Source organism: Gilliamella sp. B2838 (assembly GCF_026536185.1).
Classification (GTDB): domain Bacteria; phylum Pseudomonadota; class Gammaproteobacteria; order Enterobacterales; family Orbaceae; genus Gilliamella.
Window position 1 is genome coordinate 117520 of sequence record NZ_JAFNOO010000002.1, and the last position, 22063, is coordinate 139582.

At 35.0% G+C, this 22063-nt stretch carries 19 protein-coding genes and 1 riboswitch; of the genes, 14 read left to right on the forward strand and 5 right to left on the reverse strand.

The features are described from left to right. The first annotated feature begins 55 nt into the window (after positions 1-55). The 5 genes from mog to cysS all read left to right on the forward strand — a co-directional run bounded on the left by mog (position 56) and on the right by cysS (position 5238). The gene (mog, locus tag J3U63_RS02355; RefSeq protein ID WP_267333304.1) at positions 56-634 is read left to right on the forward strand and encodes a molybdopterin adenylyltransferase; all 579 of its coding nucleotides are present in this window, start codon (positions 56-58) and stop codon (positions 632-634) included. A 202-nt stretch (positions 635-836) separates the two neighbouring features. Further along, positions 837-1295: a transcriptional regulator ArgR gene (gene argR, locus J3U63_RS02360; protein ID WP_065634336.1), complete on the forward strand. Its 459-nt coding sequence runs from the start codon at positions 837-839 to the stop codon at positions 1293-1295. A gap of 103 nt (positions 1296-1398) precedes the next feature. Further along, positions 1399-1573: riboswitch (Lysine riboswitch) on the forward strand. An 81-nt stretch (positions 1574-1654) separates the two neighbouring features. Continuing rightward, complete coding sequence (gene lysC, locus J3U63_RS02365; RefSeq protein ID WP_267333303.1) at positions 1655-3016, forward strand: lysine-sensitive aspartokinase 3; 1362 nt, start codon at positions 1655-1657, stop codon at positions 3014-3016. Positions 3017-3366: 350 nt separating this feature from the next. Further along, entirely contained in the window at positions 3367-3609 is a 243-nt protein-coding gene (locus tag J3U63_RS02370; protein WP_065634334.1) for a GlsB/YeaQ/YmgE family stress response membrane protein, read from the forward strand. A gap of 234 nt (positions 3610-3843) precedes the next feature. Continuing rightward, positions 3844-5238 carry a cysteine--tRNA ligase gene (gene cysS, locus J3U63_RS02375; protein ID WP_267333302.1) on the forward strand — a complete coding sequence of 465 codons (1395 nt, stop codon included), beginning with the start codon at positions 3844-3846 and terminating at the stop codon, positions 5236-5238. A gap of 55 nt (positions 5239-5293) precedes the next feature. Here cysS and trmJ read toward each other — a convergent pair whose 3' ends face one another. Beyond that, positions 5294-6019: a tRNA (cytosine(32)/uridine(32)-2'-O)-methyltransferase TrmJ gene (trmJ, locus tag J3U63_RS02380; RefSeq protein ID WP_416379572.1), complete on the reverse strand. Its 726-nt coding sequence runs from the start codon at positions 6017-6019 to the stop codon at positions 5294-5296. A 255-nt stretch (positions 6020-6274) separates the two neighbouring features. On the opposite strand from trmJ, the gene raiA reads away from it, so the two are divergent. From raiA to J3U63_RS02405, 5 genes are all read left to right on the forward strand, one after another. Then, positions 6275-6604, forward strand: coding sequence for a ribosome-associated translation inhibitor RaiA (gene raiA, locus J3U63_RS02385; RefSeq protein ID WP_267333300.1), 330 nt, complete (start codon positions 6275-6277; stop codon positions 6602-6604). Between the two features lie 102 nt (positions 6605-6706). Next, a complete protein-coding gene (gene pheA, locus J3U63_RS02390; RefSeq protein WP_267348757.1) occupies positions 6707-7858 on the forward strand; it encodes a bifunctional chorismate mutase/prephenate dehydratase in 1152 nt (383 codons plus the stop codon). 3 nt (positions 7859-7861) lie between these two features. Then, positions 7862-8905, forward strand: a complete 1044-nt coding sequence (gene mutY / locus J3U63_RS02395; protein WP_267333298.1) for an A/G-specific adenine glycosylase — start codon at positions 7862-7864, stop codon at positions 8903-8905. 69 nt (positions 8906-8974) lie between these two features. Then, positions 8975-10150, forward strand: coding sequence for an MFS transporter (locus tag J3U63_RS02400; protein ID WP_267370353.1), 1176 nt, complete (start codon positions 8975-8977; stop codon positions 10148-10150). 538 nt (positions 10151-10688) lie between these two features. Continuing rightward, on the forward strand, positions 10689-11729 hold the full coding sequence (locus tag J3U63_RS02405) for an NADH:flavin oxidoreductase/NADH oxidase (RefSeq protein WP_267333296.1): 1041 nt from the start codon (positions 10689-10691) through the stop codon (positions 11727-11729). Positions 11730-11792: 63 nt separating this feature from the next. On the opposite strand, the gene J3U63_RS02410 is transcribed toward J3U63_RS02405, so the two are convergent. Together J3U63_RS02410 and J3U63_RS02415 are read right to left on the reverse strand one after the other, a co-directional pair. Further along, entirely contained in the window at positions 11793-12977 is a 1185-nt protein-coding gene (locus J3U63_RS02410; protein ID WP_267370355.1) for an FAD-dependent oxidoreductase, read from the reverse strand. Between the two features lie 14 nt (positions 12978-12991). Continuing rightward, positions 12992-13168: a Sec-independent protein translocase subunit TatA gene (locus J3U63_RS02415; protein ID WP_065634325.1), complete on the reverse strand. Its 177-nt coding sequence runs from the start codon at positions 13166-13168 to the stop codon at positions 12992-12994. Positions 13169-13815: 647 nt separating this feature from the next. Here J3U63_RS02415 and J3U63_RS02420 point away from each other — a divergent pair. Both J3U63_RS02420 and J3U63_RS02425 read left to right on the forward strand, forming a co-directional pair. After that, on the forward strand, positions 13816-14502 hold the full coding sequence (locus J3U63_RS02420; protein ID WP_065634324.1) for a LexA family transcriptional regulator: 687 nt from the start codon (positions 13816-13818) through the stop codon (positions 14500-14502). A 254-nt stretch (positions 14503-14756) separates the two neighbouring features. Further along, on the forward strand, positions 14757-16592 hold the full coding sequence (locus J3U63_RS02425) for an ABC transporter ATP-binding protein (RefSeq protein WP_267333294.1): 1836 nt from the start codon (positions 14757-14759) through the stop codon (positions 16590-16592). Positions 16593-16652: 60 nt separating this feature from the next. Here J3U63_RS02425 and dacB read toward each other — a convergent pair whose 3' ends face one another. Then, entirely contained in the window at positions 16653-18086 is a 1434-nt protein-coding gene (dacB, locus tag J3U63_RS02430; protein WP_267333293.1) for a serine-type D-Ala-D-Ala carboxypeptidase, read from the reverse strand. A 175-nt stretch (positions 18087-18261) separates the two neighbouring features. On the opposite strand from dacB, the gene J3U63_RS02435 reads away from it, so the two are divergent. Further along, the gene (locus J3U63_RS02435; RefSeq protein WP_267333292.1) at positions 18262-19296 is read left to right on the forward strand and encodes a TerC/Alx family metal homeostasis membrane protein; all 1035 of its coding nucleotides are present in this window, start codon (positions 18262-18264) and stop codon (positions 19294-19296) included. 37 nt (positions 19297-19333) lie between these two features. On the opposite strand, the gene cycA is transcribed toward J3U63_RS02435, so the two are convergent. Then, positions 19334-20707 (reverse strand): D-serine/D-alanine/glycine transporter, encoded by a 1374-nt coding sequence (cycA, locus tag J3U63_RS02440; RefSeq protein ID WP_267333291.1) that lies wholly within the window; start codon positions 20705-20707, stop codon positions 19334-19336. A 199-nt stretch (positions 20708-20906) separates the two neighbouring features. On the opposite strand from cycA, the gene mltA reads away from it, so the two are divergent. After that, positions 20907-21995 carry a murein transglycosylase A gene (gene mltA / locus J3U63_RS02445; protein ID WP_267370357.1) on the forward strand — a complete coding sequence of 363 codons (1089 nt, stop codon included), beginning with the start codon at positions 20907-20909 and terminating at the stop codon, positions 21993-21995. Positions 21996-22063 lie beyond the last annotated feature (68 nt).

Genomic DNA, 22063 nt, shown 5'->3' on the forward strand with positions numbered 1-22063 from the left:
TTGCTAAAATACTAAGATTTGATAGGTAAGTTTTAAATTTGAAGGAATAAAAAATATGATTAAAATTGGACTGGTTTCAGTATCAGATCGGGCATCGCAAGGTATTTATGCAGATGAAGGAATACCGGCTTTGTTATTATGGCTCAAAACCGCACTGATAACCCCGTTTGAAACCGAAAATCGCGTTATTCCTGATGAACAACCTCTGATTGAAAGCACATTATGTGACTTAGTTGATAATTTTCACTGTCACTTAATTTTAACCACTGGCGGTACCGGTCCGGCTTTGAGGGATGTCACGCCGGATGCCACGTTAGCTATTGCCGATCGCATCATGCCGGGCTTTGGCGAACAAATGCGTCAAATTAGCTTGCATTTTGTGCCAACAGCGATTTTATCAAGGCAAGTCGGCGTTATTCGCAAAAAATGTTTAATATTAAATCTGCCCGGTAGGCCAAAATCTATCCAAGAAACACTACAAGGTGTTAAAGATAGTGAGGGCAATAGCCTAGTTGATGGAATTTTTGCCAGTGTTCCTTATTGTATAGATCTTCTTGAAGGGCCGTATATTGAAACGCATGAACACATCGTCAAATCGTTTAGACCCAAAAGCAGCATAAAATCAGATAATTGATTTTATGCAAATATTATGCATAATTATGAACCATATGCATTACACTCATTGAATATGAGGTGCTGAAACAACCTTTGATATAACGGTTTTCAACATATTTACCAATAAGTTTATGTGAATATTGTTAAGATAAAAGCAGCACAAAAACATTACCGTTATTTTCAATGAAACAACCATCATAAATGAATTCCTAAGGAAAATTATGAAACAAGACGATCTGACTAAAACGTTTAAAGAAATGCTGCTGCAAGAAAAATTTAGTTCTCAAATTAGTATTGTGCAAGCGTTACAAGAACAAGGATTTGATAATATTAACCAATCCAAAGTTTCCAGAATGTTAACCAAATTTGGTGCAGTTAGAACTCGTAATGCCAAATCAGAAATGGTTTATTGTCTACCTGCTGAAATGAGCGTTCCAACAACGAGTAGCCCTTTAAAAAATTTAGTTGTAGATATTGATTATAACAGTTCGATGGTTGTGATTCGTACCAGCCCTGGCGCCGCTCAGCTTATTGCCAGATTGCTTGATTCCATAGGCAAGTCAGAAGGCATTTTAGGATCAATAGCCGGTGATGACACTATCTTTAGTACACCAACTAAATCTTGTTCTGTTAAACATTTATACCAAACTATCATTCAACTATTTGAACAAGAATTATAATCAATGATTGAACATTACGGCATTAATATTTCGTACTTAACCTATTGACAGATTTGACAGAATCGTTAATTCTATATAGCGACACTATTGTAACTTAAGTTACATATAAAGAAGAGGCGCATTACTCAGGTAAATTATTTTAGGTTCTGGTACCTGTTATAAATAATTGAGGGGAGGTAATGCCGAGGTTTGGTTAAACTTCCAGAAATTAACCAGATCGACTACAAGGGCTGAATCCCTTGGGTTGTCACCTAAGCAGGTGGAGCGCTTCCCGGTCTGTACTTTTTCAACGAGAATGTAAATAGCACATACCCTCGCTCTATCTCTGTTAAAAATTAAATTTTTAATATGAGGAATCCATGGAAACATCATTTGTCATTGCCAAGTTTGGTGGTACTAGTGTTGCTGATTATTCAGCAATGGTAAATAGCGCTAACATTGTTATTGCTAACCCTAACGTCAAAGTTGTTGTGTTATCGGCATCAGCCGGAATTACAAATTTACTGGTCGCTTTAGCCGAAGGCCGTGATGCAGAAGTTAGAGCACAGCACATTGCGAAAATCCAATCTATCCAATATAACATCCTAGAAAATCTACCCGAAAACCAAACCTTAAGAGCTGAAATAGATCAAATCATCGCAAATATTGCCTCTTTATCAGAAGCAGCCAGCCTTGCAACATCAGCGGCTTTAACCGACGAACTAGTCAGTCATGGCGAAATTATGTCGTCAAAATTATTTGTCGAAATATTACGAGAAAAACAAAAAAATGCCATGTGGTTTGATGTCCGCAAAGTTATGCGCACTGATGATAATTTTGGTAAAGCTCAACCTAAAATTGACGAAATTAAACAACTTTGTTGCGCTCATCTTAAATCCTTAAATGGTAATGCGTTGGTTGTCACTCAAGGTTTTATTGGTAGTGAAACTAGCGGTAAAACAACAACATTAGGACGAGGGGGAAGTGATTATACAGCAGCGTTACTTGGTGAAGCATTAAATGCGAGTCAAATTGATATTTGGACAGATGTTGCCGGCATTTATACAACTGATCCACGGATTACGCCAACAGCTAAACGTATTGATGAAATATCATTCGCTGAAGCCGCTGAAATGGCAACCTTTGGTGCCAAAGTTTTGCACCCAGCAACGTTGGTACCAGCAGTTCGAAGTAATATTCCAGTATTTGTTGGTTCAAGTAAAGCGCCACAAGATGGGGGAACCATTGTTTATAATACTCACAGTATTCAATCAACCGTACCGACCTTTAGAGCATTAGCACTGCGTCGAAAACAAACCCTTGTTACATTAACAAGTTTAAATATGTTACATGCTCAAGGCTTTTTGGCTAATGTCTTTACTATATTGGCTAAACACAATATTTCGGTTGATTTAGTCACAACATCTGAAGTGAGTATTGCCTTAACAATTGATACTACCGGCACCAACACCAACGGTGGCAGTTTATTAACTAAAGAATTATTTGATGAGCTCTCTGGTTTATGTCATGTAGAAGTTGAAGAAGATTTAGCGCTTATTGCCATTATCGGTAATCAATTAACATCAACCAAAGGGATAGCTAAAGAAGTCTTTGGTGCTTTAGATGACTATATTATTCGACTGTGTTGTTATGGTGCAAGTACACATAATTTATGTCTTTTAGCCAGAAGTCACGATGCTGAATCCATCATAAAAATTTTACATAAAACAATTTTTGAATAGATACCGCTAGCAAGAGAAGGTTAATAGCCTTCTCTGTTTCTATTAACCTGTTTCTCACTTACCCCATCAATAAATTAGCTCATAAAATTAACGGTATAAAAAGCCTAGTATCTAACTAAAAATAATTGTAAACTATATCATAAATGATTAGATGAATATCTTACTTCGATATCACGACTTATTTAATCATTTGTTACTAATATATCTACTTGCTATTTCTTTTATCTACATATTTTTATTCTTAATAAGAAGTTAAGTTCAATCAATTAAATTATAAACATTATTTATTAATTTTTTTATACGCTGATAGTCATCATACATTTAAACTTAATCAAACAAAGGAAATCATTATGGGTCTATTAAGTTGGATTATTTTAGGATTACTTGCTGGTTGGATTGCCAAGTTTTTTATGCCACTGGGTAAAGTGGGTGTCATTAAAACAATTATTCTGGGTATTGCAGGCGCGCTAGTTGGCGGGTACATCAGTACTTTCTTCGGCTTAGGAAGTGTCAATGGTTTTAACTTCTATAGTCTGTTAATTTCAGTATTAGGGGCAATATTACTTATTTATATTTATCGTTTACTTAAATAATATCCCTGTTTAGATCTAAATTGGCGGGTTAACCCCGCCGATAATTTGCTATTTTAAGTGCCATTCAACGCATTACTCAACAAATAAAGTGCTCATAAGTAATCAAAGCTACCTATAGTAATTCGGTTAGTCAGAACTATTTTGATTAGAAACATTGTAATAAATAATTTCGTGATAGTTAGATTTTTGTTATATTACCTGACAACATTCACTAAATTAAACGTAAAAATTATAATGTTAAAAATATTCAATACATTAACCCGTGAAAAAGAAATTTTTAAATCCATTCATGCCAATAAAGTTGGATTATATGTCTGCGGCGTAACCATTTATGATCTTTGCCATATTGGTCATGGTCGTACTTTTGTCGCGTTTGATGTGGTAACCCGTTATTTACGTTTTTTAGGTTATGATTTAACTTATGTTCGTAACATTACCGACGTTGATGATAAAATTATAAAACGAGCACTCGAAAATGGTGAAACCTGTGATCAGCTAACTGAACGAATGTTGAAAGAAATGTACGCCGATTTTGATGCACTTAATATTAAACGTCCTGATGTTGAACCTCGCGCTACTCATCATATGCCACAAATCATCGATTTAGTGCAAGAGCTGATTAAAAAAGATCATGCTTATATTGCTGATAATGGTGATGTTATGTTCTCGGTCGAAAGTGATGCTAATTATGGTATTTTATCACGTCAAAATCTTGAACAATTACAAGCTGGCGCTCGAGTAGATGTTGTTGATGTCAAACGAAACCCAATGGATTTTGTACTTTGGAAAATGTCCAAACCCAACGAGCCTAGTTGGGATTCACCTTGGGGTAAAGGTCGCCCAGGTTGGCACATTGAATGTTCAGCGATGAATAGTTATCAATTAGGTCATCATTTTGATATCCATGGTGGCGGTTCTGATTTGATGTTCCCACACCATGAAAATGAGATTGCGCAATCAACTTGCGCGCATAATGGTCAGTATGTTAATTACTGGATGCATTCAGGCATGGTGATGATCGACCAAGAAAAAATGTCAAAATCACTTAATAATTTTTTTACCATTCGCGATGTATTAAAGCATTATGATCCTGAAACTGTACGTTATTTTCTACTTTCTGGCCACTATCGTAGCCAGCTTAACTATAGCGAAGAAAATTTAAAACAAGCAAGAATGGCTTTAGAGCGATTATATACAGCTTTACGCGATACTGATAGCAATTATCCTTATACATTATCAACAGATAGCCAATATTATCGTCAATTTTGCGATGCCATGAATGATGATTTTAATACACCAGAAGCTTATTCAACTTTATTTGATTTAGCTCGCGAAATTAATAAAGCTAAGGCTGAAAATGATATGACATTAGCTAATCAATTAGCAGCTCAATTGCGTTATTTAGCCAAAGTTCTTGGTTTGTTAGAACAAGATCCAATAAAATTTTTACAAGGCGATAATCAAGACGCAGTAGATGTTGAATTAATTGAATCGTTAATTAAGCAACGTAATGAAGCTCGTGCCACTAAAAATTGGGCTTTAGCCGACGAAGCCCGAGATAAGCTAAATGCTATGAATATTGTACTTGAAGATGGCGCCACAGGAACCACTTGGCGTAAAAAGAGTTAAATAATGTAGTTCATCTAAAGATACCCCATATCCTTGTATGAGGTATCTTTAGGCCTTATAACTTTTTATCAATGGAAGTTAAAATTCCCCTCAAAATATTTAACTCTGATTGCTCAATTCGCGCACGCGTAAATAATCGACGCAAACGCCCCATAATTTGCCCAGGATGATTTGCATTAATAAAACCTGTTTGTAATAAAGTTTGTTCTAAGTGCTGATAAAACCGTTCAATATCTTCATCCTTTGGAAATTGAATAGCTGAATCACATTGACTGGTTAAAACTGTTTGACGATTTAATAGTGACATTCGAATCTCATAACATAACACTTGCACTGACATTGCTAGATTTAATGAACTGTAATCGGGATTGGCAGGAATACCAACATGATAATGACATTTTTGCAGTTCGTCATTGGTCAATCCAACACGCTCACGGCCGAAAACTAACGCCACATCTGCATTCTCGGTTGCTTCTTGAATTATTTTATCGCCACACTCTTTAGGCGTTAAATTGGGCCACTGCAAGCTACGTGGGCGTGCACTCGTACCAATGACTAAACGACAATCAGCTATCGCTTGCTCAAGTGATGTAAAAATTTGCGCGTTTTTTATAATATCGCTAGCACCAGCCGCTAACGAAATAGATTGCGAATCGGGTTTTATCACCGGATTGACTAAACAAAGATTCGATAGCCCCATGGTTTTCATTGCTCTAGCCGCTGATCCCATATTACCGGTATGAGAAGTTTCGACTAATACAATTTTTACTTTATCTAAAATGTTCACATCATCCTCGTAAAAAATAAAACTATTGTTAGATCATATTAACAATTAGTATATAGTAAAAATGTTACAAAATGCAGTTTGACTATTGTTTGATTTGATACAACTATAGGATTTTTCTGGACAATAATCACAAAGATTTGTTTGAGTACAAATAACCTATTGACGAAATACAAATAATTTGCCAATGTAGATAAATAAACACGCAGTAGTGTTTGCTCAATTTGTAAGTAAACAAAGTGGAGGTCAATTATGACTTTAAGTATTACCAGTAAGCAAATGGACATTACTCCAGCAATTCGTAGCTATCTCGAAGATAAGTTTTCGAAACTAGATAAATGGAGAGCACTGTTAATCAACCCTCATTTTATTTTATCTAAAGAACCCGATGGATTTATAATTGATGCAACTATTGCAACTAAAGGTTCCCCCTTAGTTGCTTCGGCAAAACATAGCGATATGTATGCAGCAATCAATGCTCTGATTGAAAAACTTGAAAAACAACTTAATAAAATTCAACACAAAAGTGAATCTAGACGTGCATTTGATAGTATAAAAAGCGCTGTTATTGAAGAAGAATAGTAATTGATTATTTATTGAAATAGAAGAAAAAGGCACTTTGATAGTGCCTTTATTTTTTTGCTTGTTATAATATCACTAACTTTTTTTATATAATGAATAGATATGACTGTAAATCCTTTGTTGCCTTTACGTGACCAAATTAACGAAATTGATCGAAACCTTCTTGAACTCATAGCTAAACGACGCGAACTTTCAACCAAAGTTATTCAGACTAAAATTGCAGCAAATATTCCTGTACGTGATTTAGAGCGTGAACGATCACTAGTAAAAGCGTTGATCAATCAAGGAAAAAACCATAGCCTTGATGACTTGCTGATCAGACGTTTATATCAAATCATTATTGAAGATTCAGTTTTACTGCAACAAAAAATCTTACAAGAGAATCTAAACCAAAATTGTGTTACTAGCGCAAAAGTGGCTTTTTTGGGGCCCAAAGGTTCCTATTCGCATTCCGCTGCTCGCCGTTATGCTAGTGCTAATTTAGAGCAGATGGTTGAATCAAGTTGCTCAACGTTTAAAGATGTCTTTGAACAAATTGAACATAATTTGGTGGATTATGGCATACTACCGATTGAAAACTCGAGTTCAGGATCAATAAATGAAGTTTATGATCTACTGCAAAAAACACATTTACATATTATTGCAGAACTGTCATTACCTATAGATCACTGCATCCTTGCTATACCAAATACTGAGCTTGATAAAATTGATACCATTTACAGCCATCCACAACCTTTTCAACAATGTAGTAATTTTCTAGAAAATTATCCGCATTGGAAAATTGTTTACTGTGATAGTACCTCATCAGCAATGGAAACCGTTGCTAAATTAAATAAGCCTAATGTTGCAGCAATAGGCAATAAAGATGGGGGAGAGTTATATGGACTTAAAATGCTTGAACATAATTTTGCCAACCAAAAGCAAAATATCACTCGCTTTATTGTACTTGCGCGAGAACCGATAGCCGTATCAGATCAAATTCCAGCTAAAACAACAATTTTAATGAAAACCGGTCAACAGGCAGGGGCGTTAGTTGATGCACTGTTAGTGCTACGTAATCATAATATTGTGATGACTAAACTTGAGTCTCGACCCATTCATGGTACCCCATGGGAAGAGATGTTTTACATCGATTTACAAGGCAACATCCATTCAGATGAAATGCAAACAGCATTGAAAGAGTTGGCATCCATAACGCTCTATACTAAAGTATTAGGTTGCTACCCAAGTGACTCGGTTGCGGCGATAGTCTAACTAATGAAAATGATGCAACATTTTTCTCAAGCGGTCATTTGCTGGTATGAGCAGTTTGGTAGAAAGACGCTACCATGGCAAATAGAAAAAAGCCCTTATCATGTCTGGTTGTCGGAAGTTATGTTGCAACAAACCCAAGTTGCCACAGTTATTCCCTACTTTAAGCGATTTATTGCGCATTTTCCTAAGATCTCTGATCTTGCCAACGCGCCTATTGACGATGTTCTACACCTTTGGACTGGACTGGGTTATTATGCTCGTGCGCGTAATTTGCATAAAGCCGCACAAATTGTCAATGACAAATTTAAAGGTATATTTCCGACTCGTTTTGATGATGTTGTTGCATTACCAGGAGTCGGACGCTCTACTGCCGGTGCTATTTTATCACTATCACAAAATCAACATTTTGCTATTTTAGATGGTAATGTTAAACGAGTACTGACTCGTTATTTTGCCGTAGAAGGCTGGCCAGGCAACAAAACTATCGAAAATAAGCTATGGCAGTTGAGTGAACAAGTTACGCCAAAACACGATGTCGCAAAATTTAATCAAGCGATGATGGATATAGGCGCGACAGTTTGTACGCGTTCTAAACCTAAGTGTAACTTATGCCCACTCAATGTTGAGTGTATAGCTTACAAAACCGAAAGTTGGCAACAATTTCCAACTAAAAAACCTAAATCAACGCTTCCTGAAAAAACCGCTTATTTTTTGATACTAGAATATCAACACGCAATATGGTTAGAAAAAAGACCGCCATCAGGAATTTGGGGAGGCTTATATTGCTTACCCGAATTTGCAAATCAACAAGCATTAGAAGATTGGTTAATCCAAAGGGGAATTAAAACCACGCCGCCAGAACAATTAATTTCGTTTCGACACACTTTTAGCCATTTTCACTTAGATATTATACCGATCAAGTGTATTATCACTAATTATAAAAAGTGTTTAGATGAGACCAATGGTTATTGGTATAATTTGAAAACTGAGAATGCAAAAATTGGCTTGGCAACACCAATTTATAACTTACTAAAACAATTCGTTTAATATCAAGCCAAGTTTTTCTACCCATATTTTTTGTATATAATTGCCGATTATTTTTATTTAAAATAGCTAATGAACAATACACAAAATCAAGCTTTGTCGAAATGGTTAATCTTTTTAATGGCATTTGCAATAGGTATTACTATTGCCAGTAATTACTATGCACAACCTCTGTTACACTCTATTACCAATGATTTAAACATTGCAGTTGAACACTCTGGCGCGATCATTATGACTGCACAGTTTAGTTATGCTGTCGGCTTATTATTTATTACGCCGCTAGGTGATAAACTCGAACGTAAAAAATTGATACTGATTTTAATGATCTTATCAACATGTGGTCTTATTATTAGCGCTTTATCGATTAATTTATGGATGCTAATACTAGGAACGGCCTTGACAGGACTCTTTTCAACTGTTGCTCAGGTATTAATTCCATTCGCTGCGACCTTATCAAAACCTGAGCATCGAGGAAAGGTGGTTGGTACATTAATGAGCGGTATGTTATTAGGTATATTATTAGGTCGAACCTTTGCAGGGGCTATTTCGTCAAATGCCGACTGGCATTATGTCTATTGGATTGCGGCAACTATTATGATCACTGTCACTGCGTTACTTGGTTTTTGTTTACCTACCTATCGTAATACCATTAATATTAATTATTTTAAACTGTTATTATCAATCGCCACACTCTATAAGCAAGAACCAATATTGAGAATTCGTTCGCTACTGGCAATTATTTCTTTTGCCTTATTTTCACTATTATGGACGCCACTTGCGTTTTTATTGACTGACGCGCCCTACCATTATTCTGATTTTATTATTGGCCTGTTTGGTTTAGCGGGAGCGGCTGGTGCTCTTGGCTCACCGATTGTCGGAAAATTATCTGATATAGGTAAAGGCACACTAGCGACAACCATTGGTTTATGTTTATTACTACTATCTTGGCTACCACTTTCACTAGCACAGTATTCAATCATAGCGCTAATTTTAGGCGTAATTTTGCTCGATTTTTCGGTACAAGTTACCCATGTTTCTAATATGAGTGCTATTTATCAAATTAGACCTGATGCCCGCAGTCGAATGAACACAGGTTATATGGTTTGCTATTTTATTGGAGGCATGCTGGGCTCGGTTACTTCAACCTACTTATTTAGCCACTATGGTTGGCTATCGATAGCCATTTCCGGAACACTATTGGGGTTACTTGGTATCGTCAGTTGGTATATTTACAATACTAAAAAATAGTACAATCATTGAATTTAAATTGATATCACAAACAACTCAACCCTATTTTTTAATAAAAATATTTGAGCTTTAGTTAATATAGTTTAACACATTGTTTATAATCTTATTTTTTCTTCTGCTTAAACAAACCGAATTGTTGATTGTTTAAGATGATCGATTAAATAATCACAATTAACTTCTGATTTTATTATAGATTAGCTTAATTAAAATTCCTGGCACAAGAATTAATCCGAATTGAAAATAATAAAAATGGATAGCATCAAATAGACTAAAAACTAACACAATACCCCTTGTACATAACAAGAAGAAACGGAATAATCCTCTTCTTGCTTAGAATAAGATTATTTATAATACAATATGCTAAATAGCAGTTAATATTGATAAGTACATCGTTGTTCTATAAATTAAAGCAACCATTATGGTGGTAATCATCACTAAAATGTTTTCAGTAATAGTTAATAATCATAAAGCTACCATCAATATTTTTAAATTAAAAACGGTTTAATGGTCCAATTACTCAATACTTAAGGAGTCATTTATGGCAAAAATTTCATATCTTAATACGCCATTTACTGTAAAAAAATTAACACTCAAAAATCGTATTGTGATGCCGCCAATGTGTCAATATCAAGCAACGGATGGCGTGCCTAATGATTGGCACTTTGTTCACTATGTGTCGCGTGCGGTTGGCGGTGTTGGATTAATTATTGTAGAAATGACTAATATCGCGCCAAATGGTCGAATCTCGCCAAATTGTCTGGGTTTATGGAATGATGAGCAAAAAGATCAATTCAAACGAATTGTTGATGCTGTACATGCACAAAATGGCAAAATCGCCATCCAAATTGCCCATGCCGGACGCAAAGCATTAGGTACATCTGATGTCGTGTCGTGCTCACCAATTAAATATGATGGCGCTAACGAAGCCATGGAAAAATGGCAATACCAAACGCCTCGGGAATTATCCAAAGATGAAATCATCGAGATCATTGAAAAATTCAAACAATCAACCCAAAGAGCAATTGCTGCTGGGTTTGATGCGATTGAAATACATGCGGCACATGGCTATTTGATCCATCAATTTTGCTCACCAAAAAGTAATCACCGAACTGATGAATACGGGCAAGATAAATTATTATTTGCTGAGCAAGTTATCGAAGCCGTCAAATCAGTCATGCCATCGGATATGCCTTTAATAGTGCGTTTTTCAGCCCAAGAATATGGAAAGGACGGCTATGATGTTGAGTACGGGCGTAAACTGGCCAAATGCTTTGCTGATGCTGGCGCTGACGTATTAGATGTCAGTGGAGGGGGGGACGGACAGTTAGATCCAGCACATACCCCTGAATTTCATGCTGGCTATCAAGTATATTTAGCGCAAAGCATTCGCAAAATAACAAATTTGCCGATTATCACCGTCGGTATGCTCGAAGATCCATATGTAGCTGATTATGTATTAAGCACTAAAGATGCTGATCTTATTGGCATTGGACGAGGGTTATTACGCGATCCATATTGGGCTTTACATATCCCATCCTCACCATTTATACCAAGCTCTTATGCTACAGCGTTTAAATAACTCAGTTTTATACTTCATTATCCATCAAGCCATGCTTAAGGGTAATGAAGTCATAAATTTAACTTAAATATGCATAGCATATTTAATTAACTGTTTTTTGATAGGAGAGCAATGATCGATAGTATTCATACCAACTGTTCTTATTAATTTTTTAACAAGACTATCACCGTTAAACATATCTTGTATGGTTCGCATAGCGGTTAACATCACTAAGGTATCTTTTCGACGCATAAATTGAAACAATTTTAAATTATCAACTAATCCAAAATCTTTTTGTTGATCAATTAATTTTTTAATTGTTGTAACCAATAATGCTGAATCTTGAAATCCAAGATTGACACCTTGCCCAGCTAAAGGGTGAATGGTATGAGCAGCATCACCAATTAACACTAAACGATGTTTAATAAATTGTCTTGCTAAACGCGCTTTCAACGGGAAAACCATTCTTGGATTGATTAACTGACATTGACCGACTTTATCACCCGTTAAATGAAATAATTCATTGCAGAAATCTGATTCTGACATTGAAGATAGCATTGCCGCATTATCAGGCTTGGTTGACCAAACCAAACAACTTTTATTTTGTTGCCAAAGCGGCAAAAAAGCGACAATACCGTTCGGATAAAAAATCTGTCTTGCACAAGATTGATGTGGGTAACTGGTTTCAACTGTCGTTATTACAGCATGATGAATATAATTACGCTCAAAAACAGAAATGTTTTCTTGCTTTCGAATCCAAGAGTGAGCACCATCGGCACCAATAACTAATTTAGCATATAATACAGTTTCATTAGATAATGTTAGACAAGCGTAATCTTGGCTAAACTCACTATTAATTGCTTGATCAGGATAAATGGTGATGTTAGTACGTGATAATGCGTATTGATAAAGATAGTGAGATATTACATCATTTTCAATGATATAACCAAGATTAGCATAACCATAATCTTTGGCATGAGCAGCTAAATGTGCTTGACCATTTTTTTCCCAAACACCTATTTCAGAAAAATCTTGTACTCGTTTACTTGCTAATAAATCATCCCATATCCCAATTTGCGCAAAATAACGCTGACTAGCATTATTTATTGCAGACGCTCGAATACCTATCTCATTATGAAATAATTGTTGATGCTGATGAATGTTAGCATCGACAAGCGCAATGTTTAAACCATGTTGACTAAGTGCGCAAGCAGTTGCTAAACCAACTAATCCACCACCAACAATAGCAATATCAAAATTTTTATTCATACCAACAAATATCGCTACTTATTATCAAGTTTGTTATCGTTTTTGACTTCAGTGTCATCATCATTCATCGCTTTTTTAAACCCTTTTAAAGCTGAACCTAAATCAGACCCTAAATTACGTAGTTTTTTTGTGCCAAATAATAAAATGACTACAGCAAGAAACACTAAAAGGTGTGGAATGCTAAATGACATATAAAAATCCTCTTTTAAAAAGTATTACTGCTATGCTTGATCCAAAACAACAACACAGCACTTAAAGTATTAGCTTAATTATACGCTTTTTATTAAGGGATTTCACAACAAGTTATTTTAGGATAAAAAAAAGACCTGTATATAAATATACAGGCCAACATGAAATATAAGGAATATAAGGAAAGAAAACAATGAAAAATCCTTACCCTGCTTATTATCCATTTTTTTTCGTTTTAGTCAACGTTTTTATTTGCTTTCGTATTTATTTAAAGAAAGGTAGCAAAATTAAAAATAAAACAAATAAAATCATTAATATACAATATAATAACCACTTAATTATTTCATTTTCAATATTTTAACTTAAATCAAAAATTATTAAAAAAAACATATTAAATTATAAAAATACTTTATTTTTCGTATAAAATAACTTTTTTAAAACAGAAAAAAACACATCATCATTTTTTTAAAAACTCTAATTTTAAAACGTAAAATTAAACAAAAATCAGAATATAAAACGAATAATTTAACCAAAATTAAGAAAAAACATTTTTAAATACAAACTATTCTGATAATCATATGTATAAAACTAAAAAAATATGCTCTATAATTAGTAAACGGATGAAAATAAAAAGTAGACAGAAATAAATATGATTAAAAATAAAAATGTTAAAACATTTAAAGATAGATTATACAGCTCTATGCAAGGTTTATCTGTTTCTGCCTTCGCTAAAAAATGTGATATGTCAGAAACTGTTATCAGAGACTACTTATCAGGTAAAACATATCCATCTCTTACACGCTTAGAAGTCATTGCAGAAAAATGTAATGTATCTTTCAACTGGCTTGCTACCGGTTATAAATTAGAAGTTTTCGATCCTAAAGACGAAGATGATGGTATTTATAACGAAAATATTTATCGAATTCCTGTTTATAAAAAACAATTACCCACTAAAGAAGAAGCGCAAACTCAGCGTTATGTTCGTGAAACCCCACCTGTGATGAATTATCCTATCGTTGAAGGTTGGGCTGCTCATCGAGGCCTCGATATCCGAAAACTAATAATTTATTGGGCTAAAGGCGATCTAATGGCACCAGACATTGAAAATAATAATGGCGTGATTATCAACACACAAGAAAGTGAACTTATTGATGGTGCCATTTATTTAATCGAATATGAAAATTTTACCTTGCTTAGGAAAATAAGATTAACACTGGGCAGTTGGATCTTAATTTGTAACAATAACCAATATCCAACTATTGAGGTTCCTAAAGCTCATTTCGAAAAATACAATATTGTAGGTCGTGCAGTACAAATCATTAAAGATGTTTTTTAATACCATAAGTAGCAATCCAAATTAGTTCAGGCTATAATTTAAACACGAGGAAATCTACAACCTGTAATTTCCTCGTTATTTTACTAATAGGTATAATTTTCCTACATCAGGTAGAAAGCTAAATAATGTTCATCTAAAAATATCACACAACAATTTAGTGTTTAGATAATTTATATCTATAACTATTACCCGCATATTTCTTTTGATCATTGATAAAAAATCAATGGCTAACCTTACTAATTATTGGGTCAATTATGTATCGATTTTTTGAAAAATTGGTGTCAGCTTATCCTAAAGATGACGCACAACCTACCGCTAAAAACTTTTTTAAATTTATTTGGCAATCCACAAAAGGCATTCGCATCTTTATATTATCACTCATTATACTTAGTGGTTTAAGTGGCGCTTTTGAAGCTTTCTTATTTGCGGCTTTAGGTAAAGTAGTTGATTGGCTGGCTGTCATTGAGCCAAGTAAATTTTGGCAACAAGAAAAAAGTACATTAATTTTATTTACCTTAATCATTTTAGCAAGTACGTTGATTATTGGCTTACAAACCATTATTAAGCATCAGTCACTTGCTGGTAATTTTCCGATGAGAATACGTTGGAATTTACATCGTTTAGTCCTAAATCAAAGTATGCGATTTTTTCAAGACGAATTTGCAGGCAGAATATCAGCAAAAGTCATGCAAACAGCCCTTGCCGTTCGAGATACCTGTTTTTTGGTAGCAGATATTTTAGTTTATGTGCTTATCTCGTTTATCACCATGGCAGCAATTATTGGACAACTCGATCCTTGGTTCTTATTACCCTTTTTTGGCTGGTGTGTCCTTTTTGGCATTGCTATGTACTATTTCATTCCACGCTTAAGTAAAGTGGCGAGTATGCAGGCAGACGCCAGATCAACCATGACAGGACGCGTGACAGATGCCTATACCAATATTATGACAGTAAAACTTTTTTCACATGCTGGCAATGAAGCTAAATATGCCCAAGAGTCCATGGATGAATTTTTAATTACAGTCAATAAACAAATGCGCCTAGTGAGCAGTTTTGAAATTGTAAACCATTTGCTTTCTATTTCACTGATTTTAAGTACGACAGCGATTTCACTCTGGCTATGGAGCCAACAATTAGTCGGAGTGGGTGCGATTGCCACAACAACCGCAGTTGCACTACGATTAAATGGTTTTTCACATTGGATCATGTGGGAAATAGCGTCCTTATTTGAAAACATTGGTGTTGTTAAAGATGGAATAAAAACATTTTCAGCCACTCAAGCTGTCACAGATAAACCCGATGCAACTGAGCTTAAAGTCAATCAAGGTAAAATTGAATTTAAGCATATAGATTTTAATTATGATAAAAAACGGTTAAATGCGGTAATCGAGAATTTAGATCTTACCATCAATCCTGGTGAAAAAATTGGATTAGTCGGTCGTTCTGGTGCTGGTAAATCGACACTAATTAACTTGCTGTTACGTTTTTACGATTTACAGAGTGGTAAAATCATTATTGATGGTCAAGATATTACCAATGTTACCCAAGAAAGTTTACGTGCCAAAATTGGTATGGTCACCCAAGATACCTCGCTACTGCATCGTTCAGTAAAAGAAAATTTACTTTATGGTAATAATCAAGCCAGTGAGCAAGAGATGATCATAGCGGCTAAAAAAGCCCATGCTGATGACTTTATTCAAACATTAGTCGATGCTAAAGGTAGAACAGGTTATAACGCCTATGTAGGCGAACGAGGTATAAAATTATCGGGAGGGCAAAGACAACGAATCGCAATTGCTAGAGTCATTTTAAAAAATGCCCCTATTTTACTTTTGGATGAGGCAACAAGTGCACTTGATTCTGAAATAGAGCAAGCCATTCAAGAAAGTTTATATACCTTAATGGAAGGAAAAACCGTTATTGCGATAGCCCATCGTTTATCGACCATTGCAGCAATGGATAGATTAGTCGTGCTCGATCAAGGTAAAATCATTGAGCAAGGTACACACCAACAGCTATTAAATAAAAATGGCTTATATGCACAACTTTGGAAACATCAAAGTGGCGGCTTTTTGGGCGATAACCTTTAGCGAATTATCGATTAAAAAAGGAAGAATATACACGCAAGTATAATCTTCCTGTAATTCACATTAGTTAACAAAATTCTTATAAAATTCAGATTCAAATTTCATAATTGCACTTTTAGGCTCATTTTGGCTTTCAGCTTGATAGCCTGACAGTAACTGAACAAAAGCAATATAATGACCATCAGATTTTTGAATAAATCCAGCTAAATTATAACTACCTTGTATATAACCTGTTTTCGCAATAATAGCCTCTTTAAACGGTGGTTGGCTAAAACTTTTACGATATTGCAAAGTGCCATCTATTCCAGCTATGGGCAGTTTTTCAATAATTCCTAAGCGTGCATTATTAGCTGCAATGTATTGTAATACTTCCATTAATTTATCGGCACTAACTAAATTTAATCTCGACAATCCTGAACCATCCGCAATGACAAGATTCTCTAAATTAATTCCTGCTTTTTTGCGTAAAATTTGTTTTACCGCATCACTTCCATTACGCCAGGTACCTGAGATATTAAAATAGTGAGCACCCAGAGTTCTAAATATAGCATCAGCATACAAGTTATTAGACTTTTTCAACATCACAGTTAATAAATCAGACAAAGGAGCAGACTGACTTGCGGTTAACAAGGTAAGTTGTGAGTTAGTTTTTTTGTTTTTTTCTATTATGCCACCGGTATAACTTATTTTTTGTGCTTTTAGTTCATTCTTTAAAATCGTTGAAAAATATTCAATACTATCAACAACAGCAAACTTTAATGGCATTTTATCGGCACTAGCTGAGATACACCCAGACAAATAATATCGATTTTTATCTGAATAACTCACATCAAGTTCGCAATATTTATCATTTAAATCTTTACTATTTGCAGCAACAGTCCGAACATCACTGGTAATTATCACAGGATTGCTAGCGGCAACAGAAGCAGATGCAATAGCACCAACTTTATTCGGTGTAATTGTTGCGTAAAAACAGTTATCATCAATTGTTGCGGCTGATGAAGGTGCGCTATAGCAAGCCGTTAAGTTATTCCATGACCAGCCTGGTGCTTTATCATGACTGGTAAAAATCGAGGTATCTAAAATTATATTACCTGCAATCTTTTCAATCCCTTTTTGGCGTAAAGCAATAAGCATACTGCGTAATTTTTCACGCGAAAACGTTGGATCACCACTTAATTGGATAATTAAATCACCATTTAATTGTTTATTACTTATTGTGCCATTAGTTTGCATTCGTGTAATAAACCGAAAATCGCTGCCTAACTCAAGTTCGGCTGCTAAAGCAGTAATCACTTTTTGTGTACTGGCCGGTTGCTTGAATTGATCACTTTTATATTTAGCTAAAAGTTTAGGATTATTTTCAACCGTCTGTACTAAAATTGATATATCACTGCCTTTGGGTAGAGTAGAAATATAAGGTTCAACAGATTGTGCTTGGAGTAGACTGGAAAAAATTGCGATAATAAATAAGATAAATAGCCGAAAATTTAGCATGGAAGTTTGCTCGAAAGTTTAATAAACAAAGACAGTTTAAACAATTTGATAAATATATCTTTTTTTGGTTTTGCTATCAATATATACTCAATCATTTTTATGAAGATGTTTGATATAACTTAGAACAATACTTACATTACGTCATAAATCAATCTGAAAATTAGGTAATGTCACTATGATTCACAACTCATTAGGTTTCCCTATAGAAACCATTTTAGTTTTTATTATACTAGCAATTGTAGCAATAAGTATTGATTTATATGCTCATCATAATGATAAGCCTATTACTTTAACTAATGCTATAACCTGGTCTATTTTTTGGATTGTTATTGCATTATGTTTTGCGCTATTTTTATATATTCATCACGGCGCTGAAATAGCAAGCTTATTTTTAACAGGTTATGTGCTTGAAAAGGCGCTTTCAATCGATAATTTATTTGTCATTATGGCACTGTTTTCGTGGTTCAGCATTCCTGAAAATTATCGTCATCGATTACTTTACTTAGGCGTGATAGGCGCGATTATTTTCCGGGCTATTTTTGTCATCATTGGTACCGAATTATTAGCCCTAGGTCCTTGGATGGAATTGGTTTTCTCAGTCGCCGTTGCCTACAGTGGCGTAATGATGTTAAAAAACCAAAATCATGACCAAGCTATCAAAGATTACTCACACCATATTGCTTACCGAATTGCTAACCGTCTGTTTCCAACCTATCCCAAACTGGTTGGTCATCACTTTTTTTTGTCACGAAAACAAGTGCAAAATGAATTGACTAAACCAGAAAATAAAAATTTAAGCAATATCAATACTCACAAAGCGTTATATGCAACACCGCTTTTTTTATGTATTGTCGTTATTGAGCTGAGTGATGTCATGTTTGCTTTTGATTCCGTGCCAGCAGTTATCGCGGTGAGCCAAGAACCTTTAATTGTCTATAGTGCAATGATATTTGCTATTTTAGGTTTAAGAACACTGTACTTTGTATTAGAAGCGATGCAACAATATCTCGTGCATTTAGGTAAAGCTGTTATTTGCTTATTATTTTTTATCGCTATCAAATTGGCTCTGAATGCTAGCAACCATTTGTTCGGATACGGAATCGACATAACCCCAACAATGAGTTTATATATTGTGTTAGGTCTATTAGCTTTAGGGATTATTGCCAGTTTTATCTGGCCTAAAAAGAATAAACCCGCAAACAATTCATAATATTAGGCAGGTAAAAAACCTGCCTAACTATTAGATTTTACTGTCTTTTTAAACCACGAACACAATAACTTACCGCTAAAATAACAAACCAAATTGGTGTTGCTATAAGCGCTTGGCGGGTATCTGTCTCAAACGTCAATAATACAATTACGAAAGCAAAAAATGCCAAGCATACATAACACATTAAAACGCCACCAGGCATTTTAAATTTAGATTGCTGATGTAAATCCGCTTTTTTTCGATAATAGGCGATATAAGAAACCAGAATCATCGACCAAATAAACATAAATAAAATAGCGGAAATGGTTGTAACAATGGTAAAAGCTGCCATTACGTCCGGTACTAAATAAATTAAAACTACACCACCAAATAAACAGGTACATGAAAACAGTAAACCATTAGCAGGGACAGATCTGCGCGATAATTTCCCAAAAGGTTCTGGAGCATCTTGTTTTTTGGCTAACCCAAATAACATTCGGCTGGTAGAGTAAATTCCACTATTGGCAGAAGATGCAGCTGAAGTTAAAACTACAAAATTAATAACACTGGCGGCGGCGGGTAAACCAATTAAGGTAAATAACTCAACAAACGGGCTTTTATTTGGCGAAATTAAAATCCAAGGTGTGACACTCATAATAATAATTAACGCAAAAACGTAAAAGAAAATAATACGAGCCGGTACCGAATTAATTGCTCGAGGTAGATTTTTATTTGGATCAACAGTTTCAGCGGCTGTAGTACCCACCAATTCAATACCCACAAAAGCAAAGATTGCAATTTGAAAACCAGCAAAAAAGCCCATTGAACCATGAGGGAAAAACCCACCATAACTCCATAAATTGGCAAAAGAAGCGGTAGTATTGGTCTGCTCTGAGTGAAAAGCAGTCAAAATCAAAACAAGTCCAACAACAATCAATGCTAAAATTGCAACAATTTTAATCATTGAAAACCAGAATTCGGTTTCACCAAACATTTTCACTGTTAATAAATTCAACGTCAATAACACAATTACCGTCAAGAGCATTGGGATCCATGCATGTAATTGAGGGAACCAATGCTGCGCATAACCAGCAATAGCAACAACATCAGCTATTCCAGTGATTACCCAGCAAAACCAATAAGTCCATCCTGTAAAAAACCCAGCCCAAGGGCCTAACAGATCATTGGCAAAATCACTAAAGGATTTATATTTTAAGTTAGACAAAAGGATTTCACCCATGGCTCGCATAACAAAAAATAAGATAAAGCCAATTATCATATACACAAAAATAATCGATGGTCCTGCAAGACTGATCGTTTTACCTGACCCCATAAATAAGCCGGTACCAATAGCACCACTGATTGCGATTAGTTGAATATGTCGATTGGAAAGATTTCGTTTAAGATCACTGTTTGGAGATGTATCGCTCATCGCATTGATTACCTTTAAGTTTCAAAATTTCACACTACTATCCGTAGTGTAGGACTATAAAGTTTATGCCGTCAAACCGCAAGCTTAATTGTTATGAAAACTTTTTATGGCAACATCACATTTAGTGGTAGTTTCTTATAATAGAATTGTGTAGCATAACCACCTATAATTTTATAACGTATTATAATGATTAACTAAGATGAAAGAAAATAACCGCCATTATCGAATATATATTGTGTGCATTTTATTTGTACTAACCGTTTTAACTGGATGTCAAAGTAATGCAAAACGTCAATTTAAACAAGGACAACTGTACAAAGATGGTAAACTTAGTTCGCCACTCAATGTTAGTCATCCTGATCTGGGGATTCCAGTCAATATTACCGATTATGTGCTTCAAGTTAACAAAATTAAATCTACATCCCCATCTTTATATCGAAAAAATGAACATATTTATAAAGCAATAGATAACTGGATTAACCGGTCGTTAGGGGCAGATGAATTTAACAAAGTGGGGCTAAATAGTTATGAAATGGCAGGCCAAGATGGTTATGGTAATGTCCATTTAACGGGGTACTACACCCCTGTCATCAAAGCAAGACACCAACCAAATGCAGAGTTTAAATACCCTATTTATAAAATGCCTGCAAAAACTAGTGGACGATTACCGAATCGCGAACAAATTTATAATGGAGCCCTAGCCGGAAAGGGTCTTGAAATTGCTTACAGTAATTCCTTGATGGATAATTTTATTATGGAAGTACAAGGAAGTGCTTATATTGATTTTGAAGATGGTACCCCTTTAGTTTTCTTCTGTTATGGTGGTAAAAATGGTCATGGTTACTCAAGCATAGGTCGCTTATTAGTCGAACAAGGCGAAATCGATAAAGACAAAATGTCAATTCAAGCCATTAAAGATTGGGCTAAAAACAAAAGTGAAAAACAAGTCAAAGCATTATTAATTCAAAACCGTTCATTTGTTTTTTTTAAACCTCAACCTAATGCTGAGGTAAAAGGTGCAGCAGCGGTACCACTGGTTGCCAATGCATCGGTGGCATCAGATAAATCACTTATTCCAATTGGTTCAGTTGTGTTAGTGGATGTACCCTTACTTGATGACGATGGTCAATATCGAGGTCGTCGGGAAACGCGGTTGATGGTAGCGTTAGATGTTGGTGGCGCAATTAAAGGGCAACATTTTGATCTTTATTTAGGAATCGGTGATAAACCAGGAAAATTAGCCGGATACTATAATCATTATGGTCGTGCATGGGTTATCAAACCCTAAATTATCAACATCGACGGCATCGTTAGAACCTGTTAGAATAAGCAAATAACAGTATATTTAAGGATAAC

Excerpts from the sequence above, each read along its gene's own strand:
- J3U63_RS02425 (WP_267333294.1), top strand. The coding sequence starts at position 14,757 with ATGTATCGATTTTTTGAAAAATTGGTGTCAGCTTATCCTAAAGATGAC.
- raiA (WP_267333300.1), top strand. The coding sequence starts at position 6,275 with ATGACTTTAAGTATTACCAGTAAGCAAATGGACATTACTCCAGCAATT.
- lysC (WP_267333303.1), top strand. The coding sequence starts at position 1,655 with ATGGAAACATCATTTGTCATTGCCAAGTTTGGTGGTACTAGTGTTGCT.
- J3U63_RS02405 (WP_267333296.1), top strand. The coding sequence starts at position 10,689 with ATGGCAAAAATTTCATATCTTAATACGCCATTTACTGTAAAAAAATTA.
- mltA (WP_267370357.1), top strand. The coding sequence starts at position 20,907 with ATGAAAGAAAATAACCGCCATTATCGAATATATATTGTGTGCATTTTA.
- J3U63_RS02370 (WP_065634334.1), top strand. The coding sequence starts at position 3,367 with ATGGGTCTATTAAGTTGGATTATTTTAGGATTACTTGCTGGTTGGATT.
- pheA (WP_267348757.1), top strand. The coding sequence starts at position 6,707 with ATGACTGTAAATCCTTTGTTGCCTTTACGTGACCAAATTAACGAAATT.
- cysS (WP_267333302.1), top strand. The coding sequence starts at position 3,844 with ATGTTAAAAATATTCAATACATTAACCCGTGAAAAAGAAATTTTTAAA.
- mutY (WP_267333298.1), top strand. The coding sequence starts at position 7,862 with ATGAAAATGATGCAACATTTTTCTCAAGCGGTCATTTGCTGGTATGAG.
- J3U63_RS02420 (WP_065634324.1), top strand. The coding sequence starts at position 13,816 with ATGATTAAAAATAAAAATGTTAAAACATTTAAAGATAGATTATACAGC.
- J3U63_RS02415 (WP_065634325.1), bottom strand. The coding sequence starts at position 13,168 with ATGTCATTTAGCATTCCACACCTTTTAGTGTTTCTTGCTGTAGTCATT.
- J3U63_RS02410 (WP_267370355.1), bottom strand. The coding sequence starts at position 12,977 with ATGAATAAAAATTTTGATATTGCTATTGTTGGTGGTGGATTAGTTGGT.
- mog (WP_267333304.1), top strand. The coding sequence starts at position 56 with ATGATTAAAATTGGACTGGTTTCAGTATCAGATCGGGCATCGCAAGGT.
- cycA (WP_267333291.1), bottom strand. The coding sequence starts at position 20,707 with ATGAGCGATACATCTCCAAACAGTGATCTTAAACGAAATCTTTCCAAT.
- J3U63_RS02435 (WP_267333292.1), top strand. The coding sequence starts at position 18,262 with ATGATTCACAACTCATTAGGTTTCCCTATAGAAACCATTTTAGTTTTT.
- dacB (WP_267333293.1), bottom strand. The coding sequence starts at position 18,086 with ATGCTAAATTTTCGGCTATTTATCTTATTTATTATCGCAATTTTTTCC.
- J3U63_RS02400 (WP_267370353.1), top strand. The coding sequence starts at position 8,975 with ATGAACAATACACAAAATCAAGCTTTGTCGAAATGGTTAATCTTTTTA.
- argR (WP_065634336.1), top strand. The coding sequence starts at position 837 with ATGAAACAAGACGATCTGACTAAAACGTTTAAAGAAATGCTGCTGCAA.